This window comes from Rhodococcus sp. SMB37, assembly GCF_004345605.1.
Lineage (GTDB): Bacteria > Actinomycetota > Actinomycetes > Mycobacteriales > Mycobacteriaceae > Rhodococcus.
The window spans coordinates 57858-79525 of the sequence record NZ_SLVY01000004.1; the positions used below are offsets into that span (position 1 = coordinate 57858).

Genomic DNA, 21668 nt, shown 5'->3' on the forward strand with positions numbered 1-21668 from the left:
GTGATGACGGCGATCGCCCGAGCATAGATGCGCTGGGGTCACGCGCGCGAGTACCTGTCGGCGAGAAACCGGAGACGCTCACTCTGCGCCCGGCAGGCGTCGCGCAGGCCGGCAGGTTCGAGCACAGTGAAGTTCACGTCGAAGGCGACGAGCCACTCGGCGATACCGTCGAGCGACCGTCCGCCGAGCACGATCGCGCAGGTTTCGGCGTCGATCTGCTCGAGGCTTCCCCACCTGTCGTCGACCATCGGGGTGATGGTCTCGAACGGCGCGTGCAGCAGCACCCTTGCGGTCACCGGCGCCGCGCCGCGCGCGATGCCGCGCGAGACGAACTCTGCCGCCCCTCCCGGTGGAAGCTCGCGCGGAACGAACCGCGGGCCGGTGGGGATCTTCGGCTCCATGCGATCCACGCGGAACGAGCGCCAATCGTCGCGTGCGAGATCCCACGCCACGAGATACCAGCGCAGTCCCGCGCGCACCACCCGATACGGCTCCACTTCCCGCCGCGACGACGTGCCGTCGTGTGTGCGGTAGTCGAAGCGCAGACGCTCGTGGTTGTGGCACACGGTCGTCACGGTCGCGAGCAGTTCTGCATCGACCGCGGAGGCAACCGGACCATGATCGACGACATCGACCTTCAGGGCCTCGAGTCGATGCTGCAACCGTGAGGGCATGACCTGCCGCAGTTTTGCGAGAGCGCGAGTCTCGGCGTCGCCGATGCCGGTGACCGCGTCGTTGGTGCCGGAGCGCAACGCGAGTGCGACGGCCACGACCTCGTCGTCGTCGAGCAGCAAAGGCGGCATCTCGGCGCCCGCGCCGAGCCGGTATCCACCGCCGACGCCGACATTCGCGTCGACGGGGTATCCGAGGTCGCGGAGCTTCTCGACATCGCGCCGGACCGTGCGGGTGGTGATCTGCAGCCGCTCGGCAAGCTCGGTGCCGGACCATTCCCGTCGCATCTGCAGGAGCGACAGGAGACGCAACAAACGGGCGGAGGTTTCGCGCATGATCAGACTGTGTCACGGATAACGGACAGTTTCCGTCCTCGATTGTGGGCATTGCTGGGGTCGCAGCGCGGGTAAGCTGTGTATTCGTGCTGTCCGTCGTTCCCGCCTCCGTCACCGTGCGGGCTCCTTCCAAGGTCAACCTGCACCTCGCGGTCGGGGACCTACGCCCCGACGGCTACCACGACCTGCGCACAGTGTTCCAAGCGCTGTCGCTGCACGACGAGGTGACCGTCGCCCCCGCCGACACCCTCCGCGTCGAGGTCCGTGGCCCCGACGCGGCGTCGGTGCCCACCGATTCGTCGAACCTCGTCTGGCGCGCCGCGGAGATGGTCGCCGAACGCGCCGGGCGCACTCCCGACGTCGTGATCACCATCGACAAGGGGATACCTGTGGCCGGAGGCATGGCCGGCGGTAGCGCCGATGCGGCCGCTACGCTCGTTGCCCTCGACGCGCTGTGGGGGCTCGGTGCCGGCCGCAGCGATCTCGACGAGATCGCCGCCCAGCTCGGCAGCGACGTCAACTTCTGTCTGCACGGCAACACCGCGCTCGGAACCGGACGCGGCGAACAACTCGTGCCCGTCCTGTCTCGCGGCACCTTCCATTGGGTGCTCGCGATCGCGAAGGACGGCCTGTCCACTCCCGTCGTCTTCCGCGAACTCGATCGACTGCGCGCGAACGGTGATCCGCAGCGCGTGGGCGACGCCGACGAGTTGCTGCACGCGCTCGGCGCCGGCGACCCACACGCGCTCGCTCCGCTGCTCGGCAACGACCTGCAGTCGGCCGCGCTGTCGCTGAACCCGGCGCTGCGCCGCACGCTTCGGGCAGGGGTCGAAGCGGGAGCTCTCGCCGGCATCGTGTCCGGCTCCGGGCCCACCTGCGCGTTCCTCGTCGACGATCAACGCGCCGCCGTCGAGGTGAGCGCCGAACTCTCAGGCGCCGGGGTGTGCCGAACCGTGCGTATCGCGTCGGGTCCGGTGCCGGGCACGCGCGTCGTCGATCCCGCTCGACCCTGACACTCCCAAACCGATACACCGATACACAACTCCGGAAGGCTCTGCACCACGTGGCGAATCTGATCAACCTCGAACAGGTCTCGAAATCCTTCGGCATCAAGCCGTTGCTCGACTCCGTGTCGCTCGGGGTGGAAGAGGGCGAACGCATCGGCGTGGTCGGCCTCAACGGCGGCGGCAAGACCACGATGCTCGAGGTCCTGGCAGGCCTCGAGGAACCGGACTCCGGTCGTGTCAGCCGGGTCGGCGGCCTGCGCATGGCCGTGGTGACCCAGCGCGGGGTGCTCCCTGAAGGCTCGACGGTCGGTGACGTCGTGCTCGGCCCCCTCGGTGTCGCCGAACACGAGTGGGCGGGCGATGCGCGCATCCGTTCGGTACTCGCGGGAATCGGCATCGACAAGCTCGGTCTCGACGCCGTCGTCGACGGATTGTCCGGCGGCGAACGGCGACGTGTCGCGCTGGCGGCCGCGCTCGTGCAGGAACTCGACCTGCTCGTGCTCGACGAGCCCACCAACCACCTCGACGTCGAGGGCGTGCAGTGGCTGGCCGAACACCTGCTCGCACGGCGCAGCGCACTCGTCGTCGTGACACACGACCGGTGGTTTCTGGACACCGTCGCGACCCGTACGTGGGAGGTCGTCGGCGGCAAGGTCGAGTCGTACGAAGGCGGTTACAACGACTGGATCTTCGCGCGGGCCGAGCGTTCCCGCCAGGCCGATGCGATGGAGGAACGTCGGCAGAACCTGGCGCGTAAGGAGTTGGCGTGGCTGCGTCGCGGCGCCCCGGCGCGCACGTCCAAGCCCAAGTACCGCATCGAGGCCGCGGAAGCGCTCATCGCCAACGTTCCGCCACCGCGCGATTCGGTGGCGCTCGCGTCGTTCGCGAAGCGCCGGCTGGGTCGCGTCGTCATCGAACTCGAAGACGCCACCCTGGCCACCCCGGACGGTCGCGAACTCGTCCACGATCTGACGTGGCGGCTCGGGCCGGGGGAGCGGATCGGTCTGGTCGGAGTCAACGGATCCGGGAAGACGACGTTGCTGCGCACCCTTGCAGGCGAGCGCGAACCCGCGTCCGGCAAGCGCATCGAGGGGCAGACGGTCGAGATCGGCTGGCTGCGACAGGAACTCGACGATCTGCCCACCGACATGCGGGTGCTCGACGCCGTCAAGGACGTCGCCGAGCGAATCATGCTGGGCGACAAGGAGGTATCGGCCGGTCAATTGGCGGAACGGCTCGGCTTCACCCCGGCCCGTCAGCGCACTCCTGTCGGCGATCTCTCCGGTGGGGAACGTCGTCGCCTGCAGCTGACGCGCGTGCTCATGGCGGAGCCCAACGTGCTGCTGCTCGACGAGCCCACCAACGACCTCGACATCGACACCCTGCAGCAACTCGAAGATCTGCTGGACAACTTCGCCGGGACACTCGTGGTCATCAGTCACGACCGGTACCTGGTCGAGCGTATCTGCGACTCGACGTGGGCGTTGTTCGGCGACGGCAAGCTCACCAACCTGCCCGGCGGCATCGAGGAATACCTGCGACGGCGCGCGGCGATGGGCGACGGCGGGGTGTTGTCGGTGGCGTCCCAGGTGTCGAAGGGCTCCGAGGCGTCGGCGCCTAAGCGGGACGGTGCCGCCGAACGTGCTGCGCGTAAGGAACTCTCACGTCTCGAGCGGGCGATCGCCAAGCTCGACGAGCGCGAATCGAAGCTGCACGTGCAGTTGGCAGACGCGGCAACCGATCCCGAGCGACTGCAGAAGCTCGACGCCGAGCTGCGTCAGGTGGTCGCGGACAAGGAAGCCGCCGAGGAACAGTGGATGGAGCTTGCCGACACGCTGGACTGACCTTCTGTCGGCGCGTCCGCGCGTGCCCTGAGCGAATGTACCCTCCGTCTCGTTGGATCGACTGGGTGCGCCATTCACTCACCGGAACTGTGCGCGGACCGAGGCTCCGCGTCGAAGGCCCGCGGTGCAGCACCGTGCACGCCGAACACGAGCACGCTCTCTTCTCTTGACCTCGAGTCAACTCGAGGTTGCAGGCTGGGCACAGTCAGTTGAACCCGCCCAAGAGGAGAGCAACATGTCTGTCACCCGAACATCTTCTGTTTCATCGGCATCCGTGTGGTCGCGCGACTACGGACGTCCCACGATCGTCGTCGCTTCGGTCCTCGCCGCGTTGGTCGCCAACCTCGTGCTCTGGCTGGTGGGGCTGCTGGCCGGTGGATCGTTCGAGCACACCGACGCCGGGGCGATCGTCAGTGCGGCGCCGGGTGGTGTGGTGCTCATGACCGTCGTCCCCCTCGCGGCCGGGCTCACCGTCGCAGCGTTGCTGAGCCTGTGGTGGAATCCGATCGTGCGGATCGCGCAGGTCGTCGGTGCGCTCCTGCCGCTCGCGACCATCGCAGGAACTCTCAGCGCGGACTTCGACGCGGCGAGCACTGTGATGCTCGTCCTGATGCACGTCGTCATCGCTGCGGTGGCGGTGCTCGGGCTCGAGAAGATGCGCGTGCGCATCTAGTGCGACACCGCTCGTGCCGTCCGGTCCCGATCCTGCCGTCCGGGGCCGGACGGCGACGGAACGTTGCATACTGGACCTGGAGCGAACCGACCGGGGGACTGCCCGATCCCGGAGTCAACCGGCCGTCCTGACAGGCAGGGTGGTCACGATGATCGCGGTACCGCACGGATACATGTCGCAGGCGGATTACATGTCGTGGCGGATGGAAGAGGATCCGATCCTGCGTTCGACGATCGTCGCTATCGCGGTGGTCGATCGCGATCCTGACTGGTCTCGGTTCGTAGATATGATGCAGAGAGGCACGCAGCGGGTGCCCCTCTTCCGACGAAAGGCTGTCACCGATCCCCTCGGCCCGGCGCCGCCCCGCTGGGTGGACGACCCGGACTTCGAGCTCGGCTGGCACCTGCGCCGATTCCGGGTGCCGGCCGGAAGAAGCTGGGATGCCGTACTCGACTTCGCGCGCACTGCCGCGATGACGGCTTTCGACAAGGAACGACCACTGTGGGAGTTCACCGTGCTCAGTGGACTCGACGGTGGCCGGGCGGCCCTCGTGATGAAGGTGCATCACTCACTGACCGACGGGCTGGGCGGCATGCAGATCGCCCGGGAAATAGTGGATTTCACTCGCGAGGGCGCAGCCCGCGACCAGCCCGCTGATGTCGTGGAGAACGCAGCGGACGCCGAGAACTCACCGATCGGGGCGCTCGGCTGGTACTGGGACACCGCCGGCAGTCTCACCCGTGGGCTGCCGGCGGCGCTGGTGCGGCAGGGTACGCAGTGGGTGCGGCGCCCGGTCGGCAGACTACGCAGCAGCGCTGCCCTTCTGGATTCCACTATGCGTTTCACGCGCCCGGTGCTCACCACTCTTTCCCCGGTGATGACCGAACGCAGTACCCGGCGACAGGTGGCCGCCCTCGACATCCCACTCGACGCACTCGGCGGGACCGCCGCGGCCGCCGAATGTTCTATCAACGACGCCTTCCTGGCGTCCGTTCTGCTGGGCATGGCGGGGTATCACCGGCTCCACGGTGTGGAGATCTCCGAGTTGCGCGTGACATTGCCCATCAGTCTCCGCACTGCGCACGATCCGATGGGAGGCAATTGCATCACTCTCGCGCGTTTCGGGCTGCCCGTCGACATCGCTGAACCCCGCGAATTGATGCGGCACGTCCACAGGATCGTCGAGGCGTGGCGCAACGAACCGGCGGTGGCACTCTCGTTCGGTATCGCCGGCGCTTTCAATCTGCTCCCGGCATCCATATTGGGCAACATGTTCAAGCACGTGGACTTCGTCGCCTCGAACGTGGTGGGATCGCCTGTACCAATGTTCATCGCCGGATCGGAAGTGCTGCGGTACTACGCATTCGCGCCGACCCTGGGGTCGGCATTCAACGTCACACTGATGTCGTACGTGTCGCACTGCTGCGTCGGCCTCCACGTCGACGCCGACGCCGTTCCGGACCTCGACATCTTCACCGAAGCGATTGCAGACGGATTCCGGAAGGTGCTCGGGTGGTATCCGGACGCAGAAGAGAGGGTGGTGAGGCGCCTCCGTGACACGTCCGGGGAGTTCTGACAGATCGTGCACGCTCATGCAGACGACGTGAGCAGCGCGGACTTGCTGGAGGGCGAGAGCCTCATCGGGGCGGCAGATACCGTCGAGCACATCGTCCGTTTCCGCTTCGGGACTCGTTCTGCGAAAGTAGGACCTTCTGCCCTACGGACACCGCCCGGATGCGGCGACGATGAATGTGCCGAAGAAGTCCAGATCTTTTCGAGGTGGCACGATGAATGCACACCGCCCGATCATCGTCGGTGTCGACGGATCACCGTCTTCGTCTCAGGCGGTGTCATGGGGCGCGCGCGAAGCCCTCCTGCGGGATGTTCCCCTGCAACTCCTCACCACGGTGCCGGTTCTCGCGCTCCGCGGCATCCCGATCGGCATGCCCGCCACATTCTTCGAAGAAGAGGAATCGGACGGCAGGCAGCGGCTCGCGGCAGCTGCGAAACACGCAGATGAGACGGTACCCGGTGGCACCATCGAGATCGAGACCCACATCTGTACCGGGACTCCACCGGACGAGCTGATCGAGCGCTCGAAGTCTGCGTCGATAATGGTCATCGGAGCCGCGAGACGCGGGCCGTTCGGGTGGCAGCATCTCGGCTCGGTCAGCGCAGCCGTGGCGGCACACGCGCACGCACCCGTGGTGGTCGTGCGTGCCCTACCGCATGTCGAGGTCACGGACATCGTCGGCCCGGTGGTCGTCGGCGTGGACGGATCGGAGAACAGCGAAGCTGCGATCACGATGGCATTCGAAGAGGCGTCGTTGCGCGACGCGGAACTGGTCGCGGTGCATGCCTGGTCGGACTTCGAGATGCGAGCGTCTTTCGATCACACGCTCGACTGGGAAAGCCTCCAAGGCAACGAGCAGGCTGTGCTGTCCGAGAAACTCGCCGGCCGCGCGGATCAGTTCCCCAATGTGCGGGTTCGCTCTGTGGTTGTAATGGATCGGCCGGTGCACCATCTGCAGCTGCAGGCAGCAGATGCGCAGCTGCTGGTGGTCGGTAGCCGCGGGCGAGGCGGATTCGCGAGCATGCTGCTGGGATCGACCAGCCGCGCCCTGCTGCATTCCGTCACCTGCCCCGTGATGATCGCTCGCAGCCGGCCGTCGTGAGGGTGGAATGCCCGGTGGCGGTTCATCAGGTGTGCAGCGGTGGCGTGGTCCGACGGAGCCGCCACCACGATTCCTCAACCGAACGATCCACGTCAGCCTCATGATTCACCGATCCGGAAACGAATACATCTCGGCGCTGGCCGGTGAGAACATGGAAGCGGATCGAATCACGGTGGGACACCACGGCAAGCGGCCACCACAACGTGCGCACGTAGTCCTCCGCGAGACCGGTACCGTCCCACTGGTAGACACCTCGATACCGACCCTGGTCGTCCGCGGTGAGCCAGAGTTTGGAGACGAAGCCGGGGAATCCCGCGAACAAGGCTGTGTTGAGCAGGCTTTCCGCCCGAAACACGGCATGTCCCCATCCCCGTACACCGCGCAACCGGAAAGCGACGACAAGAACAGCCGGATCGACCGGTACGGCGTTCACGATGGTTTCCCGGTACACAGTGCCGATGGTGCCGTCGGCGAAGGTCATCTGTCGGCCCAGGTTCCGGTGCGGCTGGTGCAAGCGACATGTCGCGATCAGGCTGCCGGTGCGGGCGACACATCGTGCGAGGTGCACGATGGCACTCGTCCAGTGTTCGGGAGTGACCGTTCCCTCGGAGCGATCGGTCGGCATCTGTCGACGATATCCGAGTCGGGTGTAGCAAGTCTCGGATCCGGCGCTCCCAATGCCCGGAGTCGGGTCATCGTGCGTGGAGGGGAACCGCTCTGCCATGGAACCTAGGGAGACACCGATGGATGAACACAGTATGTGGATACGACCGATCGATACCGTGGGTGCCGACGATGCACCCACGGTGGGTGGAAAATCCGCAAATCTGGGCGAGCTCACACGAGCGGGTTTTCCGGTGCCCGCCGCGTTCGCCGTCACTGCCGCTGCGTACATCGACGCGATGCAGGCCGCGGGAGTACGCGCTCGACTGGCCGCCGAGGCGGTCCCGGCTCCCGACATCGACGACGACACACTCATTCGGACTTCCGCCGAACTTGCCGCGCTGGTGACCGATGCCCCCGTTCCGCGCGAGATGAGGAAGGGCATCGTCTCTGCGTACGAGGCTCTCGGCGTGGATGTTCCGGTGGCGGTGCGCTCGTCGGCGCCTGCCGAGGATGCGGCGGACACCTCCTTCGCCGGCATCCACGAGTCCTACACCAACATCATCGGTGCCGACGCGGTCGTGGGTGCGGTGCAGGCGTGCTGGGCATCTCTCTGGTCGGAACGGGCCCGCACCTACCGCGGGTTGCGCGGGGTGACGGATGAGCCGTCCATTGCCGTCGTCGTGCAGGTGATGGTCGAGTCCGAGGCCTCGGGGGTGGTATTCACTGCAGACCCGCGAAGCGGTGACCTCGATCGCATCGTGATCGAGGCGGCGCTGGGTCTCGGTGAGGTGGTCGTCGGCGGCCAGGTCGAGCCCGACACCTATGTCGTCGCCAAGGACGCCTTCGAAATACTCGATGTGCACCTCGGTCATCAGGAGTTCCGGATAGCGTCGACCGACGCGGGCGACACACGCATCGCGGTCGACCCGGCCCGCAGCACCCGCGTGCTCGACGACGAACAGATCGACCGCGTCGCGCGTCTCGCCGCGGGAGTCGAGCAGCATTACGGGCGCCCTCAGGATCTCGAGTTCGCCTTCGCGGAGGGCGCGTTGTGGATCGTGCAGACCCGCCCGATCACCACACTCGACCGGTCGGCAGTCGAGGCTCCGTCCGGCGACGGTGTGGTGACACCAATGCTGACCGGCCTCGGCGCCGGTCCCGGGACGGCCACGGGCAAGGTCCGTGTGCTCCACGAACTGGTTGACGGCAATCGCCTGACCGACGGCGAGATCATCGTCGCACCCATGACCCGACCGGATTGGCTGCCGATTCTGCGGCGCGCCGGTGGCATCGTCACGGACGGCGGCGGCATCACCTGCCACGCGGCGATCGTCGGACGCGAGCTCGGTAAACCGGTCGTGGTCGGTGCACGCACCGCAACCACAGATCTGCGGGACGGGCAGGTGATCACCGTCGACGGTGACGTGGGCGCTGTGTTCGAGGGGGAGATACACGACGCGGTCGGTCCGTCCGCCGCGGCAACACCGGCCCTGGCGGTGCAGCGTGTCGCTCCGACCGTCACGGCGACGTCGGTCTACGTCAACCTGGCCACTCCGGATGCTGCGGAATCGGTCGCGGCCACCGATGTCGACGGGGTCGGCTTGTTGCGGGCCGAGTTCATGATCACCGAGGCGCTGGCGGGGGAGCATCCGTCGCACATGATTGCACAGGGTCGGCGCGAGGAGTACGTGGCGAAGATGGCCGACGGGGTCGCCCGGATCGCCGCGGCGTTCATGCCGCGGCCGGTGGTGTACCGGGCGATCGATCTGCGCAGTAACGAGTTCGCGGATCTTGAAGGCGGCGAGGTCGAGCCGGACGAGGAGAACCCGATGATCGGGTATCGCGGGTGCTTTCGCTACGTTCGCGATCCTCAGCTGTTCTCGTTGGACCTCGATGTGCTGCACCGTGTTCGGGTCAGGTATCCCAACGTTCACCTGATGATCCCGTTCGTGCGCACCCGATGGGAACTGAAGGAGTGCCTTGCCCAGCTCGACGCGCACCCCCTCGGGGCTGATCGCCGGATGCGGCGCTGGATCATGGCAGAGGTGCCGTCGGTGGTGTATTGGTTGCCGGAATACGCGAAGCTCGGCATCGACGGCGTGTCGATCGGCAGCAACGACCTCACGCAGCTGATGCTGGGTGTGGACCGGGATTCGGAAGTGTGCAGGGAGCTGTTCGACACGCTCGACCCAGCCGTCCTCGATGCGATCGACCACATCATCGACAGGGCCTCCGCGGCGGGGTTGACCACGTCGCTGTGTGGCCAGGCGGCATCGACGAGCACCGAGCTCGCAGAGCACTTGGTGCGGCGGGGCATCACGTCGGTGTCGGTCACTCCCGACGCTGCGTCGCGGACCAGAAGGATGGTGGCGCAGGCCGAACAACGGATCCTGCTCGATCGCGCACGCGAGGTCGGGCGGTGACACCCGCGGAGGCGATGCCGGACCGCCGTACCGTCGAGTCCGCGGTCGCGCTGTCCAGCCGCGCGCCGTCCCTGCACAACAGCCAGCCTTGGCGGTGGATTCTCGGTGCGGATGCGTTGACGCTCTTCACCGACAACGATCGCATTCTGCCGGCCACTGATCCGTCCGGTCGCCAGATGGTGCTCTCTTGCGGGGCGGCGCTGGACCATGTGCAGAGAGCGCTCGCCACGGAACGGTGGTGCTCGGTGATCGAGCGGATTCCGCATTCTCCGCACCGGCAGTGCCTGGCGACACTCCACTTTCGCCGTGTGGACGAAGTGTCTGATGTAGACGTCCGATTGGCGACGGCGATCCCGGGGCGCCGCACCGAGCGGTTGCCGATGGACCCACCGCCGCAGTGGCGGCAGACCGTCGGCTTCCTGCAGGAACTCGTCGAGGAGGCCGACGTACACCTCGACGAGATCAGCGAGCACGAACGACCTGCACTCGCCGGCATGTCCCGGCAACTCAGTGGTGAACGCCGTTCCGACCCGGCCTACCAATCGGAACTTCGCTGGTGGACCGGGCACGCGGCGTATCCCGATGGTGTGCCTGCCGAAGCGCTGCCGATTCCTCGATGGACGGTCGCGACAGAACGGGAGTTCCCTGCCGGTCGCGCAGCGAGCGACATTGTCAGCGTAGAAGAAGACCGCGCAGCGATCCTGCTGCTCTCGACCACCACGGATTCGCGGCTCGACTGGTTGCGATGCGGTGAGGCACTGTCGACAGTCCTTCTCGCCTGCACCTCCTACGGACTGGCGACCTGCCCGGTCACCCACCTCACCGAATCCGGGGCTACCCGAACCTCTCTCGCTTCACTGGCCAGCGGCGACGGTGTGCCGCAGGTGCTGATCAGGGTGGGCCTACGGACGCCCACCCGTTCGGGACCAACGACGCCGAGACGGCCCCTCTCGGAAGTGCTGTTTCGGGAGCGTCATGGAGATGCGCGATCGTGAGTGGCGAAAACGTACTCGTTCGGCAGGGGAGGGCAGCACCTCAGACCACGGCTGTCAGGACTGATGGGGGCGCACCACCATGACCGGGCACTGGGCTTGACGCAGCAGCGCGTTGCTGGTGGAACCGAGGAGCAATCCGGTGAACCCGCCACGACCTCGACTGCCGACCACCAGAAGTTGCGCCTGTTCGCTCCACTCCTGCAGGCGGGACCGAGGCCCATCGAGGTAGAGCTTACGGTCGACGGTGACGTCGGGATAGCGCTCGCGGTACCCGGCCAGCTGCTCGGCCAATATTGCGTTCTCGTTTTCCTCGAGCGACTGCGGGTCGAGTGAGGGAGGAAGCGACTCGAACGTTCCGACCTTCATATCGCTCCAGACGTGCACCGCCACCAGGCCGACGCCGCGCCACGACGCCTCCTCGAACGCACAGGCCACAGCGGCCTCACTCAGCGGGCTGCCGTCGGCGCCGACGACGACGGGACGCACGTCGGGTGTTGCAACCGGTTCGGTTCCACGGACGACCACGACGGGGCAACCGGCGTGAGAGGTGACTGCGCTGGGTGTGGAGCCGAGCACCGCCTCGCCCAGTCGGCCATGGCCCGAGGCGCCGAGTACCAGGATTCGCGCCCGAAGGGAAAGTTCCACGAGCCAAGCAGAGCCACCCGTCATCGACGTCGCAGTGGTGATCTCGAGGTCCGGGGCGGTGGAGCGCGCGATCTTCTCGGCGTCCGACAGGACCACACGCGCTTTCTCCTCTGCCCATTCGAAAACCTCGGCGGGCCGGAAGAACGGCATGTCGGTCCACCCAGTGGGGCCGAAGTCCACGGCGTGGACGATGTGTAGCGTCAGCCTGCGTCCTGCAGCCGTAGCCGCGGCCCACCGCACGGCGTGGTCGGATGCGGACGATCCGTCGACTCCGACCGTGATGTGGTTGTGGTCCTGTGGCACTGCACCATGAGGTTTCACAACTCGAGGCTATCGCGTGACCGGTCGCGCGCAGTGGGCTTCGGCCTCGATGCTCCGCGACGTGACGAGGCACGTCACGTCACGTCGGGACCTACGTCGTGAACGTCTCTGTCATCGGGGCGGTAGTCGGAGGGAGGGTCACTATGCCGCCGCGGTCGACGACGTGCACGGTGGTACCGATGATGTCGGCGCCTGCGGCGAGGATCCGCGCACCGGCGGCGTCGGTGTGCCCCGACACGCGGCGGCCGTCGGGGGTCGTGCCGATGAGGAACCCGATGGTGGGGGTGCCGTCGCGGCCGAATTCTGCGGTGGCCGTGACGATCTCGATCTCACCCGAGTAGTCGAGCGCGGGCTCGGTCTCGGACGCGGACAACAGGACCGGCTCGGGATCGCCGATGTACCCGTTGCTGTGCGGTGTGCATCCGAGCACCACGACATGCTGGTAGGTGAGGTACCCGCCGTTGCCGTGCACGAGAGCGAGCTCGCCGTCGGTGCGCAGTCGACGCGCGACCGCGACGATCGAATGCAGCGTGTAGCTGTTGAGTGGTCCCCCGAAGAACGAGTGGCCGCCGGTGACGGTCGGGACGGTGTCGCGTGGGAGCCCGAGGTGCTCGACGAGCAGCTTGGGCACCACCGGGAAGCAACTGTAGGCATCGATGATGTCGAAGTCGCTTGCGTGGAGGTCTGCGCGGTCGAGCGTGCGGCGGAGCGCGTCGGCGAGCGCGGCGGAGTGGCCGAAATCGGCGCGGGCGAGCACGTCCGTCGGTTCGGTCGCACCAGCGCCGCCCCAGACGTAGAGAATCCGGTCGTCGGCGACGCCGAGTTCACGTGCTGTCGCGAGTGAGGTGACGACGACGGCCGCGGCCTGGTCTACGAACGGCATCGCATTCATCAGCAGGGGATAAGGATCGGTCACCGCGCGGTTCTTCGGACCGACGGTGCGGATGTCCTCGGAGGTACGCACGTCCGGATTCCACGAGACCGGGTTGTCCGCCGCGATCTCGGAGAACGTGCCGTAGAGCTCCGCGGACCACTCGATCGACTTCTCGCGGGAGTGCCCGAGCCGGTGACTGAGCCGGTTCTCGAACAGCGGGTACACGCGGGTGGGAACCACCATCGCGGCGCGCTGCATCGCGGCGCTGCCCAGGTCGTCCGGATCGAATGCCGGGGGGCCGCCGGGGGCGGCGATCCAGCCGAGTGCGGCCGGGTCGGTTCCGGCCTTGAGTGCATTGCTGATGGAGGCCTGGGCCTCGCCTCCGACGAGAAGCGCGACGGAGCTGGTGCCGTTCGCGATGTCGTATGCGATCCGGTCGAGCTGTGCGGCCGGCCAGTGGCCGCCGATCGGGGTCGTCGACGTGTGCTCGGGGGCGGCGCTGATGCGTTCGGCGAGTAGTCCGGGCAGGTCGTCGTACGACCAGCTCGCGGTCTTCACCGCGCGGACGGTGTCGATGCGGGAGACGAGTTCGTCTGCGAGACCGGTGTCGGCCAGCGCGGCGCGGGTCGCTTCGACGATCAGGTCGAGTGGTTCCCGGGGGTCTGCGGGTGCGCCGGCGCGCCCTGATCGCAGGTCGCCGACGCCGATCACGACCGGTGTCCGTGCTGGCTCTGTCCGTGCAGGGTCTGTCATCGAGGGCCTCGTGGTCGTCGGGGGTGGCACTCCGAGCGTAATACGGACTGATTCAGTCTGTATATCGAGGTGTGGTCTGGCACACTCATCGCGTGACCGATACCCCCGCTCGTCGCCGCGGCAGGCCACGCGACGCCGACCTCGAGGACCGAGTGTTCGATGCCGTGCTCGAGGTGTATGCCGAAACCAGTTGGCGCGGCTTCACCCTCGACGCCGTGGGTCGCCGGGCCCGTGTAGGGCGGGCCGCGCTGTACCGGCGGTGGGATACCAAGGACGAGCTTCTCGTCCAGGCGCTCGAGGCCCGCAGTCCACTTCCTGTCCCGATCGACACCGGCGCGCTGCGTTCCGACCTGACCGAACTCGCGCGACAACTCCTGCACGGGTACCGCACACCATCAGGCCTCGTCAGTCTACGCGTGGCGCTCGACTCGCGAGTCAATCCGGAGTTGCTCGCCCATCTGACCCGGACGCTCAATCGCAGCCGGATCCTCGCGGCGCGCACCATCGTGCACCGTGCGGTCGAGCGCGGTGAACTCGATCCCGGAACTTCCGTCACGCTCCTGCTCGAAATCGTGACCGGGGCCGTACTCAGTCACGCACTGTTCGGGCTCTCCGACCCCGCGCCGGACGACGACGACGCGTACGCGGACCGCATCGTCGAGGTGGTCGTCGGAGCACTGCACGGTGCGGGATCGGTGTCCGATCCGAAACGCAAGAGCCAGAGCGTAATCGAACTGTAATAGAGCTGACCGGCGGGTCTTTCATTCGGACATCGTCCGGCCGTGATCCGGGATAGCCTTGCAACAGGTACGCGGTGATGGGAGATCAGCGATGGATCTGGAGGCAATGGAGCAGATTGCGCAGGTCAAGTATCGCTACGCGAGAACCCTCGATACGAAGAACTGGGAAGAACTCACCGACACTCTCGTGCCCGAGGCCACCGCGGTATACGGCGAACATCTCAGTTTCGAATCCCGCGACGTCTTCATCAACTTCCTCGAGAACACACTCGGCCTCCACATGGTCACAGAACACCACTGCAGTCACCCCGAGATCCGGATCGACGAGAGCGGCCGAACGGCAACGGGAACATGGCTGCTCGCGGACACCGTCATCGTTCCGGAAGACGGCATGATCCTGCGTGGGTCGGCGTACTACCACGATCGGTACGTCCGCTGCGACGACGGTGCCTGGCGGATCGCGCACACCGGATACGAACGTAACTGGGAGACGGTCGTATCCCTGGCGGACATGCCCTCGTTCCGGCTGAGCAGCAACCGATGGGCAATGCTCCAGCAGCCTCCGCGCGCGTCCTGAAATCGCACGAGATGGTGAGACGTCCGAAAGGAGGGGTGCCCATGGCGACCCCCGACGACACGGTGTTTCCTCCGGCCGGCGCGATCCCGTATCTCACGGTGGGGCACGGCCGCGACGCAATCGACTGGTATGGAAGCGCGTTCGGTGCAACGCTGCAGGGTGAGCCGATCTTCATGGACGACGGCAGGCTCGGCCACGCCGAACTGGGCTTCCCGACGGGCATGGTGTATCTCGCGGAGGAGTTCCCCGAGATGGGCCTGACCGCACCGGCCGGGGGAGCGACGTCGGTGAGCCTGATGCTTCCGGTCGCGGACACGGATACCGTCCTCGAACGTGCCCGCGCCGCCGGCGGGAGGGTCGAACGGTGGATCTCGGAGAATCACGGTCACCGGAATGCCACATTGATCGACCCGTTCGGGCATCGGTGGATGCTTGTCGGTCCGCTCACCGGGAGTCCGGCGACGGGTGAACCGTAGAATTAGCCGACCCGCACGCACAGGTCACGCTTGTCGTGCGCGACCGGTAGGCTCCGGCCCGTGAAAGAGTCGTTCATCCGCACACACGTCGCCAACGGGGTCGGCGAGGTGCAACTCGACCGGCCCGAAGCGCTCAACGCGCTCGATGGGTCGATGATCCGAGACATGCACGCTGCATTGCTGCAGTGGCGTGACGACGCCGCTGTCACGGCGGTACTCGTCACGAGCCGCTCCGACCGGGCCTTCTGCGCGGGTGGCGACATCAAGCCTGCCCGCGAATCGGTGCTGGCCGGCGATTTCGACACGGTGCGCGAATCCTTCGCGGCCGAGTATCGACTCGACGCGCTCGTGGCCACCTACCCGAAGCCGTATCTCGCGGTTCTCGACGGCGTCACTCTGGGCGGCGGTCTCGGAATCTCGGTGCACGGCGCGGTGCGGGTCGTGACGGAGAAAGCATCGTTCGCGATGCCCGAAACCGCGATCGGATTCATCCCCGACGTCGGATCGAGCCACTTTCTTCCCCGCCTCAGAGGCACCGCCGTGCGCTGCGACGCGGTCGGGATGTACCTGGCTGTGACGGGAGCTCGGATCGGGGCAGGTGATGCGCTCGCGGTGGGCCTCGCGACCCATTTCGTTCCCAGCGATCGCGTCGACGATCTTGCCGACCGCATCCGCGCGGGTTTGTGGCAGGCTGCCCTCGACGAATTCGTCGTGCCCGCACCGGCATCCGAGCTCGAACAGCGCTTCGCCGACATCGAGGCCGTGTTCGGAGACGGAACGATCGACGACATGCTGGGTCGGCTCACCGATACCGACTCAGACATCGATGCCGAGTGGGCCGCGCGGACGCTCGCAGCGGTGCGCGCCCTGTCGCCGACCAGTGTGTGTGCCACGGTCGAACTGATGCGGCGCGGTGCCGAGAGCACCCTCGAAGAATGCCTCGCTCGCGAACTCGGGGTGGCCGTGCGTATCAGTGCGGTCCCGGATTTTGCGGAAGGTGTGCGCGCCGCGCTGGTCGACAAGGACCGCTCACCGCGATGGTCGCCCTCGCAGGTCGAGGAGGTGGATCCGAAGACCGTCGCCGCATTGTTCGACTGAGCGGTGCAGCGGCCCTGAGTGGTTCAGCGGATGAAGCGGTGTGGTGATTGCAGATCGACCACAATCGGCTGACCACCGAGCGTCGCGTGGATCTCGGGCTTCTCGAGACCGCCTGCCACCAGATATTCACCGAGGAGTTGCAGCAGTTCGTCGGTGTCGATCGTCGGGTCGATCCCGTGGGACGACCGCGAACCGAGCTCGCCGTGGGCCAGACGCGCAGCGATCCGCACCGACGCGACACCCATCGAATTACGGCGTGCGGGCGCGCCGGACTTCGAGGCGGTGCCGAGCGTGCCGGAGGCATCGGTGCTCGATCCGTTGGTACTGGTCGTGCTGCCGTTGGTGCTGGTGCTGCTCGTCACCGAGGACGTCCCTTCGTTCGTGGTTCCGGCGCCCACCCCGCCGGCCGGGTTGCGGTCGATCGCGTGCACACCCGGTGTGTCACCCGCGGTGAGCACTGTCATCGGTGTGCTGCTCGGGAGCGGTGTGCTCGGCAACGGGTAGACGAAGGTGCCCGACCGCTTCGGGGCCTTCGACCGCCCACCCGACCGGGACTGCCCGGCTTCGGTGGCGCTGGTCTCGGTCGTCCCGCCCTTCGGCAGTTCTCCCGACGGCACGGACGATGCATCGTCGTTCATTGGAAAGCTCCTGAAATCACCCGAGCGTGCGTGCTCGACGGCAGCAAATTACCAGGAGGAGGGTGTCCGCGTCACCCCGTATGTCCGGTATTTACTGTTGACGGATCAATCCGTCGCGGCGACCAAGGGCTCGAGGGTGAGGTCGGGGAGTTCTTTCTGGATGTACTGCAGCCGCCACTTGTCGCTGACGAGTGCGAGCAACACGCCGTCGGACCGCTCGAACACCTCGACGCCACGCTGACGGTTGAGTTCGGTGGTCGACTCGGCATCGGTGCGGCGCGCCAGCGCGTATCCGAGCGGCTCGATCTTCGGGTCGACGTTGTACTCGGCCTTCATTCGCGCCGCGACCACCTCGAACTGCATGGGGCCGACCGCCGCCATCACCGGCGACGCATCGCCGCGGATGTCGTTGCGGAGGATCTGCACGACGCCCTCGGAATCGAGCTGGTCGACGGCCTTGCGGAACTGCTTGTACTTCGACGCGCTCTCGGCCCGCAGGATCGCGAAGTGCTCGGGTGCGAACGACGGGATGGGCGGGAACTCGACCTTCTTGTCGACGAACAGCGTGTGGCCGGGGGCCAGGGCTGTGGCGTTGACCAGGCCGACCACATCGCCCGGATAGGCATTCTCGACGGTGGTGCGTTCGCGTCCGAATACGGTCAGTGCGTACTTCGTCGCGAACGGCTTGCCGGTCTGGGCGTGGGTGACGACCATGCCGCGTTCGAACACACCCGAGACGACGCGCATGAAGGCGAGGCGGTCGCGGTGGGCGGTGTCCATTCCGGCTTGCACCTTGAACACCACGGCGCTGAACGGGTCGTCGACCTCGCGGGGTGTGTCGTCGATGGCCAGGCGGGCCCGCGGCGGCGGGGCAAGCGCAACGAGGGTGTCGAGGATCTGGCGGACACCGAAGTTGAGCATCGCGGATGCGAAGATCACCGGCGATGTCTGGCCCGCCAGGAACAGCTCCTGGTCGTGATCCTGCCCGCTCGCCGACAACAGTTCCGATTCCTCGGCGGCCTCGGTCCAGGTGTCGCCCTCGCGTTCGAGCGCGACCTCGGGGGTCAGGTGCTCCTCGGGGGCGATCTTCGCGCCGCCCGCGGTGCGCGTGAACTTGATGTATTCGACGGCTTCGCCCGCGTGTTCGTCGAGACCGCGCCGAAGCAGGCCGCGGAAGTCACCTGCGATACCCACGGGCCAGAACAGTGGCGTCGGGGTGAGTCCGATCCGCTCGTCGATTTCGTCGAGCAGTTCGAGAGGTGTCTGACCGGGGCGGTCCCACTTGTTGATCACTGTGATCACCGGGATGCCACGGTGGCGGCACACCTGGAACAGCTTCAACGTCTGCGGCTCGAGGCCCTTCGCGGCGTCGATGAGCATCACGGCCGCGTCGACGGCAGTGAGCACGCGGTAGGTGTCCTCGGAGAAGTCGGAGTGGCCGGGGGTGTCGACGAGGTTGATGACGTTGACGGTGTCGACACCGTCCTCGGACTTCGGTGCCTCGGAAGACGCGTAGTTGAACTGCAGCGCGGTGGAGCTGACCGAGATGCCGCGGGCCTTCTCCATTTCCATCCAGTCGGACACGGTGGATTTGCGGCCCGCTTTGCCGTGGACGGCGCCGGCCTCCGAGATGACCTTCGCGTGCAGTGCGAGGGCCTCGGTGAGAGTGGACTTACCGGCGTCCGGATGGGAGATGACAGCGAACGTGCGCCGCCGCAGCGCCTCGGAACGGATTTCGTTCGACGAAGCGGGCTTCGCGGCGTTGGTGGATTCGCTGGCGGAGGCGGGCGGGGTACTCAACGCGGGAAACCTCTCGAAACTTCTGGTGGGGGACTATCGCAGGCAACTCGTCCATGTTACTAGGCGATTCGGTGTCGTTTTCCCTGAGATTCGATCACGTTTCCCGGGAGAGGGTCCCCGGTCGACCGATTCGAGGTCACTCTGATTCGTGGGGTCGGGATTTCGACACAAGAAGGCTCGGTCGTATCGGAACGAGGAGTGTTTCGTGAGCAGGTTCACTGATGAGATGTACGCGACGGGGCGCGAAAGTACACGAGGTCTGATCACCGGCGAGCCGGACTCGCCGCGTCGGCAGACCTGGACGCAGATCCACGAGCAGGCTCGCTGCATGGCGGGGTGCCTGGCAGCGGGTGGGGTCGCACGGGGGGACGCGGTCGCGGTCCTGGCCGGACTTCCCGTCGACATCGCCCCGATCTGTCAGGGCGTGTGGATGCGCGGCGCAAGCATCACGATGCTGCACCAGCCCACCCCGCGCACCGATCTCGACGGATGGACGCGCGACACGGAGACCGTGTTGCGCATGATCGGCGCGCAGATCGTGGTGCTAGGTGCTCCGTTCGACATCGCGGAACCGCTGCTCCGGGAGCGTGGCATCGAGGTCGTCACCACCTCGGAACTGCGCGCGGGCAGGGCGATCGACCCGGTCGAGACCGCGGAGTCCGACATCGTGCTGCAGCAGTTGACGTCCGGATCCACTGGTTCGCCGAAGGCCGTGCAGATCACGCACGAGAACTTCTACGTCAACGCGTACGCGATGTTCGAACGCATCAAGTTCTCGCTCGACGACGACGTCATGATCAGCTGGCTGCCGTTGTTCCACGACATGGGCATGGTCGGATTCCTCAGCGTCCCCATGCAGATGGGCGGCGAGGTCGTCTCCGTGACTCCGCTCGACTTCCTGCGGGCACCGATGTTGTGGGCGGATCTCATCACCAAGTATCGCGGGACCGTCACTGCTGCACCGAATTTCGCGTATTCACTACTGGCGCGCAAGCTCGCTCGGGCCGCGGACGGTGCGGTGGATCTGTCGTCGGTCAAATGGATGTGGAACGGCGCTGAACCCGTCGACCCCGACACGATGAACGCTCTCGCGGAGGCGGGAGCCCGATTCGGGCTCGACCCCACGGCCCTTGCCCCTGTCTACGGGATGGCGGAGACGACGCTGGCGGTGTCGGTGCCTGACCCCGGCCACGGACAGGTGCTAGATGTCGTCGACCCGGATCTGCTCGAGTCGGGCGGGATGGCCGTGCCGTCGGCCCACTCGAACGCCCGTCGCATGCCGACGCTCGGGCACCTCGTCGCCGGACTCGAAGGGCGGGTCGTGGGTCACGACGGGCAGGAACTCCCCACCCGCGGGGTCGGGATCATCCAGTTGCGTGGCAAGGCCGTCACACGCGGATACGTCACGGTCGACGGGCCGGTACCCGCGCAGGACAGCGAGGGCTGGCTCGACACCGGCGACGTCGGCTACTTCACCGAAGAGGGTCTCGTCGTCGTGTGCGGAAGGGTCAAGGACGTCATCATCATGGGCGGACGCAACATCTATCCCACCGATATCGAGCGCGCCGCGTGCAGTGTGGCCGGGGTGCGACCGGGCAATGCCGTCGCGATCCGGCTGGATGCGGGTGACAAGCGGGAATCGTTCGCGGTGGCGGTCGAAACCAACCTCATCGACCACCTCGACGAAGTGCACCGTATCGAGCACGAGGTCGTTCACGCGGTGTGCGCGGAAGTGGGGGCGCGTCCCCGCACGGTTGCGGTGCTCGGCCCGGGCAACATCCCGAAGACGTCGTCGGGCAAGCTGCGCCGCGGCACGTCGGCATCGCTGCTTCACCACTGATGCCGCCGGTGCGTGCTTTCGGTAGTGGCCACTACCGAAAGCACGCACCGGTCAGTGGATGCGGTTCTGGGCGCCCTCGAGACCGAGTTTCAGGAGCAGTTCGACGGCGTCGGCGCCCTCTTCGCAGAGCACCCCGAGGTCCTTGCGCTCGGTGGAGGAGAAGGGTTTGAGTACGAAGTCCGCCGGATCTTGACGCCCCGGTGGCCGGCCGATCCCCATGCGCACTCGCAAGTAGTCCTTCGTGCTCAGCGCCGAGGACGTGGACCGCAGACCGTTGTGTCCGTTCTCGCCGCCGCCCTGCTTGAGGCGGATCGTGCCGTAATCGAGGTCGAGTTCGTCGTGGATCACGATGATGTTCGCGGGCGAGACGGAGAAGAACTTGGCCAGACCCGCGACCGGACCACCTGACACGTTCATGTACGTGCGGGGCTTCGCGACGATCACCTGCCGTCCGTCGAGGCGGGCCTGCACGATCTCGGCGTTGCTCTTCTTGTGTGCGCTGAACTTCCCGCCGACCCGGTCGGCCAGCACGTCGGCAACCATGAAACCGATGTTGTGTCGAGTGGTCTCGTACTTGGGGCCGGGGTTTCCCAGCCCCACGACGAGCGCGGTGTCCTCGCTCACGTGCAGGTTCTCCCTCGAACTTTGTGTGGCTGCATGATGTGTGGCTGGGTTC

Annotated in this window: 19 protein-coding genes; 12 read left to right on the plus strand and 7 right to left on the minus strand. The window is 66.6% G+C overall.

Annotated features, from left to right (window positions below; all coding sequences use genetic code 11):
• Positions 1 to 38: 38 nt before the first annotated feature.
• Complete coding sequence (locus EV641_RS08025) at positions 39 to 1007, minus strand: YafY family protein (protein ID WP_132471426.1); 969 nt, start codon at positions 1005 to 1007, stop codon at positions 39 to 41.
• 86 nt (positions 1008 to 1093) lie between these two features.
• On the opposite strand from EV641_RS08025, the gene EV641_RS08030 reads away from it, so the two are divergent.
• The 5 genes from EV641_RS08030 (at position 1094) to EV641_RS08050 (ending at position 7206) form a co-directional block, all read left to right on the plus strand.
• Positions 1094 to 2020: a 4-(cytidine 5'-diphospho)-2-C-methyl-D-erythritol kinase gene (locus tag EV641_RS08030; RefSeq protein ID WP_132471427.1), complete on the plus strand. Its 927-nt coding sequence runs from the start codon at positions 1094 to 1096 to the stop codon at positions 2018 to 2020.
• Positions 2021 to 2070: 50 nt separating this feature from the next.
• Positions 2071 to 3858, plus strand: coding sequence for an ABC-F family ATP-binding cassette domain-containing protein (locus tag EV641_RS08035; protein ID WP_132471428.1), 1788 nt, complete (start codon positions 2071 to 2073; stop codon positions 3856 to 3858).
• Between the two features lie 235 nt (positions 3859 to 4093).
• Complete coding sequence (locus EV641_RS08040; protein WP_054720288.1) at positions 4094 to 4531, plus strand: DUF6069 family protein; 438 nt, start codon at positions 4094 to 4096, stop codon at positions 4529 to 4531.
• Positions 4532 to 4679: 148 nt separating this feature from the next.
• Positions 4680 to 6107: a wax ester/triacylglycerol synthase domain-containing protein gene (locus EV641_RS08045; protein ID WP_241996950.1), complete on the plus strand. Its 1428-nt coding sequence runs from the start codon at positions 4680 to 4682 to the stop codon at positions 6105 to 6107.
• A 211-nt stretch (positions 6108 to 6318) separates the two neighbouring features.
• Complete coding sequence (locus EV641_RS08050; protein ID WP_132471429.1) at positions 6319 to 7206, plus strand: universal stress protein; 888 nt, start codon at positions 6319 to 6321, stop codon at positions 7204 to 7206.
• 25 nt (positions 7207 to 7231) lie between these two features.
• Here the strand turns inward: EV641_RS08050 and EV641_RS08055 are convergent, their stop codons facing one another.
• On the minus strand, positions 7232 to 7831 hold the full coding sequence (locus EV641_RS08055) for a hypothetical protein (RefSeq protein WP_241996952.1): 600 nt from the start codon (positions 7829 to 7831) through the stop codon (positions 7232 to 7234).
• 118 nt (positions 7832 to 7949) lie between these two features.
• Here EV641_RS08055 and ppsA point away from each other — a divergent pair, with 118 nt between their 5' ends.
• Both ppsA and EV641_RS08065 read left to right on the plus strand, forming a co-directional pair.
• Positions 7950 to 10235 carry a phosphoenolpyruvate synthase gene (gene ppsA, locus EV641_RS08060; RefSeq protein WP_132471430.1) on the plus strand — a complete coding sequence of 762 codons (2286 nt, stop codon included), beginning with the start codon at positions 7950 to 7952 and terminating at the stop codon, positions 10233 to 10235.
• Positions 10232 to 11230 (plus strand): nitroreductase family protein, encoded by a 999-nt coding sequence (locus EV641_RS08065; protein ID WP_347238227.1) that lies wholly within the window; start codon positions 10232 to 10234, stop codon positions 11228 to 11230. The genes ppsA and EV641_RS08065 overlap by 4 nt, the downstream gene beginning before the upstream one ends.
• 54 nt (positions 11231 to 11284) lie before the next feature.
• Here the strand turns inward: EV641_RS08065 and EV641_RS08070 are convergent, their stop codons facing one another.
• Positions 11285 to 12196, minus strand: coding sequence for a universal stress protein (locus tag EV641_RS08070; protein ID WP_054717174.1), 912 nt, complete (start codon positions 12194 to 12196; stop codon positions 11285 to 11287).
• A 91-nt stretch (positions 12197 to 12287) separates the two neighbouring features.
• Positions 12288 to 13823 carry an acetyl-CoA acetyltransferase gene (locus EV641_RS08075; RefSeq protein WP_132471431.1) on the minus strand — a complete coding sequence of 512 codons (1536 nt, stop codon included), beginning with the start codon at positions 13821 to 13823 and terminating at the stop codon, positions 12288 to 12290.
• Between the two features lie 92 nt (positions 13824 to 13915).
• Between EV641_RS08075 and EV641_RS08080 the strand changes: the two genes are divergently transcribed.
• The 4 genes from EV641_RS08080 (at position 13916) to EV641_RS08095 (ending at position 16714) form a co-directional block, all read left to right on the plus strand.
• Complete coding sequence (locus EV641_RS08080; protein WP_132471432.1) at positions 13916 to 14563, plus strand: TetR/AcrR family transcriptional regulator; 648 nt, start codon at positions 13916 to 13918, stop codon at positions 14561 to 14563.
• Positions 14564 to 14654: 91 nt separating this feature from the next.
• Complete coding sequence (locus EV641_RS08085; protein ID WP_054715495.1) at positions 14655 to 15140, plus strand: nuclear transport factor 2 family protein; 486 nt, start codon at positions 14655 to 14657, stop codon at positions 15138 to 15140.
• Positions 15141 to 15181: 41 nt separating this feature from the next.
• The gene (locus EV641_RS08090; protein WP_132471433.1) at positions 15182 to 15616 is read left to right on the plus strand and encodes a VOC family protein; all 435 of its coding nucleotides are present in this window, start codon (positions 15182 to 15184) and stop codon (positions 15614 to 15616) included.
• 60 nt (positions 15617 to 15676) lie between these two features.
• Positions 15677 to 16714: an enoyl-CoA hydratase/isomerase family protein gene (locus EV641_RS08095; RefSeq protein ID WP_132471434.1), complete on the plus strand. Its 1038-nt coding sequence runs from the start codon at positions 15677 to 15679 to the stop codon at positions 16712 to 16714.
• 23 nt (positions 16715 to 16737) lie between these two features.
• Here the strand turns inward: EV641_RS08095 and EV641_RS29685 are convergent, their stop codons facing one another.
• Together EV641_RS29685 and EV641_RS08105 are read right to left on the minus strand one after the other, a co-directional pair.
• Positions 16738 to 17352 (minus strand): hypothetical protein, encoded by a 615-nt coding sequence (locus EV641_RS29685; protein ID WP_054715487.1) that lies wholly within the window; start codon positions 17350 to 17352, stop codon positions 16738 to 16740.
• A 105-nt stretch (positions 17353 to 17457) separates the two neighbouring features.
• A complete protein-coding gene (locus tag EV641_RS08105; protein WP_132471435.1) occupies positions 17458 to 19152 on the minus strand; it encodes a peptide chain release factor 3 in 1695 nt (564 codons plus the stop codon).
• 205 nt (positions 19153 to 19357) lie between these two features.
• On the opposite strand from EV641_RS08105, the gene EV641_RS08110 reads away from it, so the two are divergent.
• Positions 19358 to 20992, plus strand: a complete 1635-nt coding sequence (locus EV641_RS08110) for a fatty acyl-AMP ligase (protein ID WP_132471436.1) — start codon at positions 19358 to 19360, stop codon at positions 20990 to 20992.
• A gap of 51 nt (positions 20993 to 21043) precedes the next feature.
• Here EV641_RS08110 and pth read toward each other — a convergent pair whose 3' ends face one another.
• Entirely contained in the window at positions 21044 to 21616 is a 573-nt protein-coding gene (gene pth, locus EV641_RS08115) for an aminoacyl-tRNA hydrolase (RefSeq protein ID WP_054715483.1), read from the minus strand.
• Positions 21617 to 21668 lie beyond the last annotated feature (52 nt).

Coding starts and splice junctions, on each gene's coding strand:
- EV641_RS08025 (WP_132471426.1), bottom strand. CDS start 1,007: ATGCGCGAAACCTCCGCCCGTTTGTTGCGTCTCCTGTCGCTCCTGCAG.
- EV641_RS08040 (WP_054720288.1), top strand. CDS start 4,094: ATGTCTGTCACCCGAACATCTTCTGTTTCATCGGCATCCGTGTGGTCG.
- EV641_RS08045 (WP_241996950.1), top strand. CDS start 4,680: ATGATCGCGGTACCGCACGGATACATGTCGCAGGCGGATTACATGTCG.
- EV641_RS08050 (WP_132471429.1), top strand. CDS start 6,319: ATGAATGCACACCGCCCGATCATCGTCGGTGTCGACGGATCACCGTCT.
- EV641_RS08055 (WP_241996952.1), bottom strand. CDS start 7,831: ATGCCGACCGATCGCTCCGAGGGAACGGTCACTCCCGAACACTGGACG.
- ppsA (WP_132471430.1), top strand. CDS start 7,950: ATGGATGAACACAGTATGTGGATACGACCGATCGATACCGTGGGTGCC.
- EV641_RS08075 (WP_132471431.1), bottom strand. CDS start 13,823: ATGACAGACCCTGCACGGACAGAGCCAGCACGGACACCGGTCGTGATC.
- EV641_RS08085 (WP_054715495.1), top strand. CDS start 14,655: ATGGATCTGGAGGCAATGGAGCAGATTGCGCAGGTCAAGTATCGCTAC.
- EV641_RS08090 (WP_132471433.1), top strand. CDS start 15,182: ATGGCGACCCCCGACGACACGGTGTTTCCTCCGGCCGGCGCGATCCCG.
- EV641_RS29685 (WP_054715487.1), bottom strand. CDS start 17,352: ATGAACGACGATGCATCGTCCGTGCCGTCGGGAGAACTGCCGAAGGGC.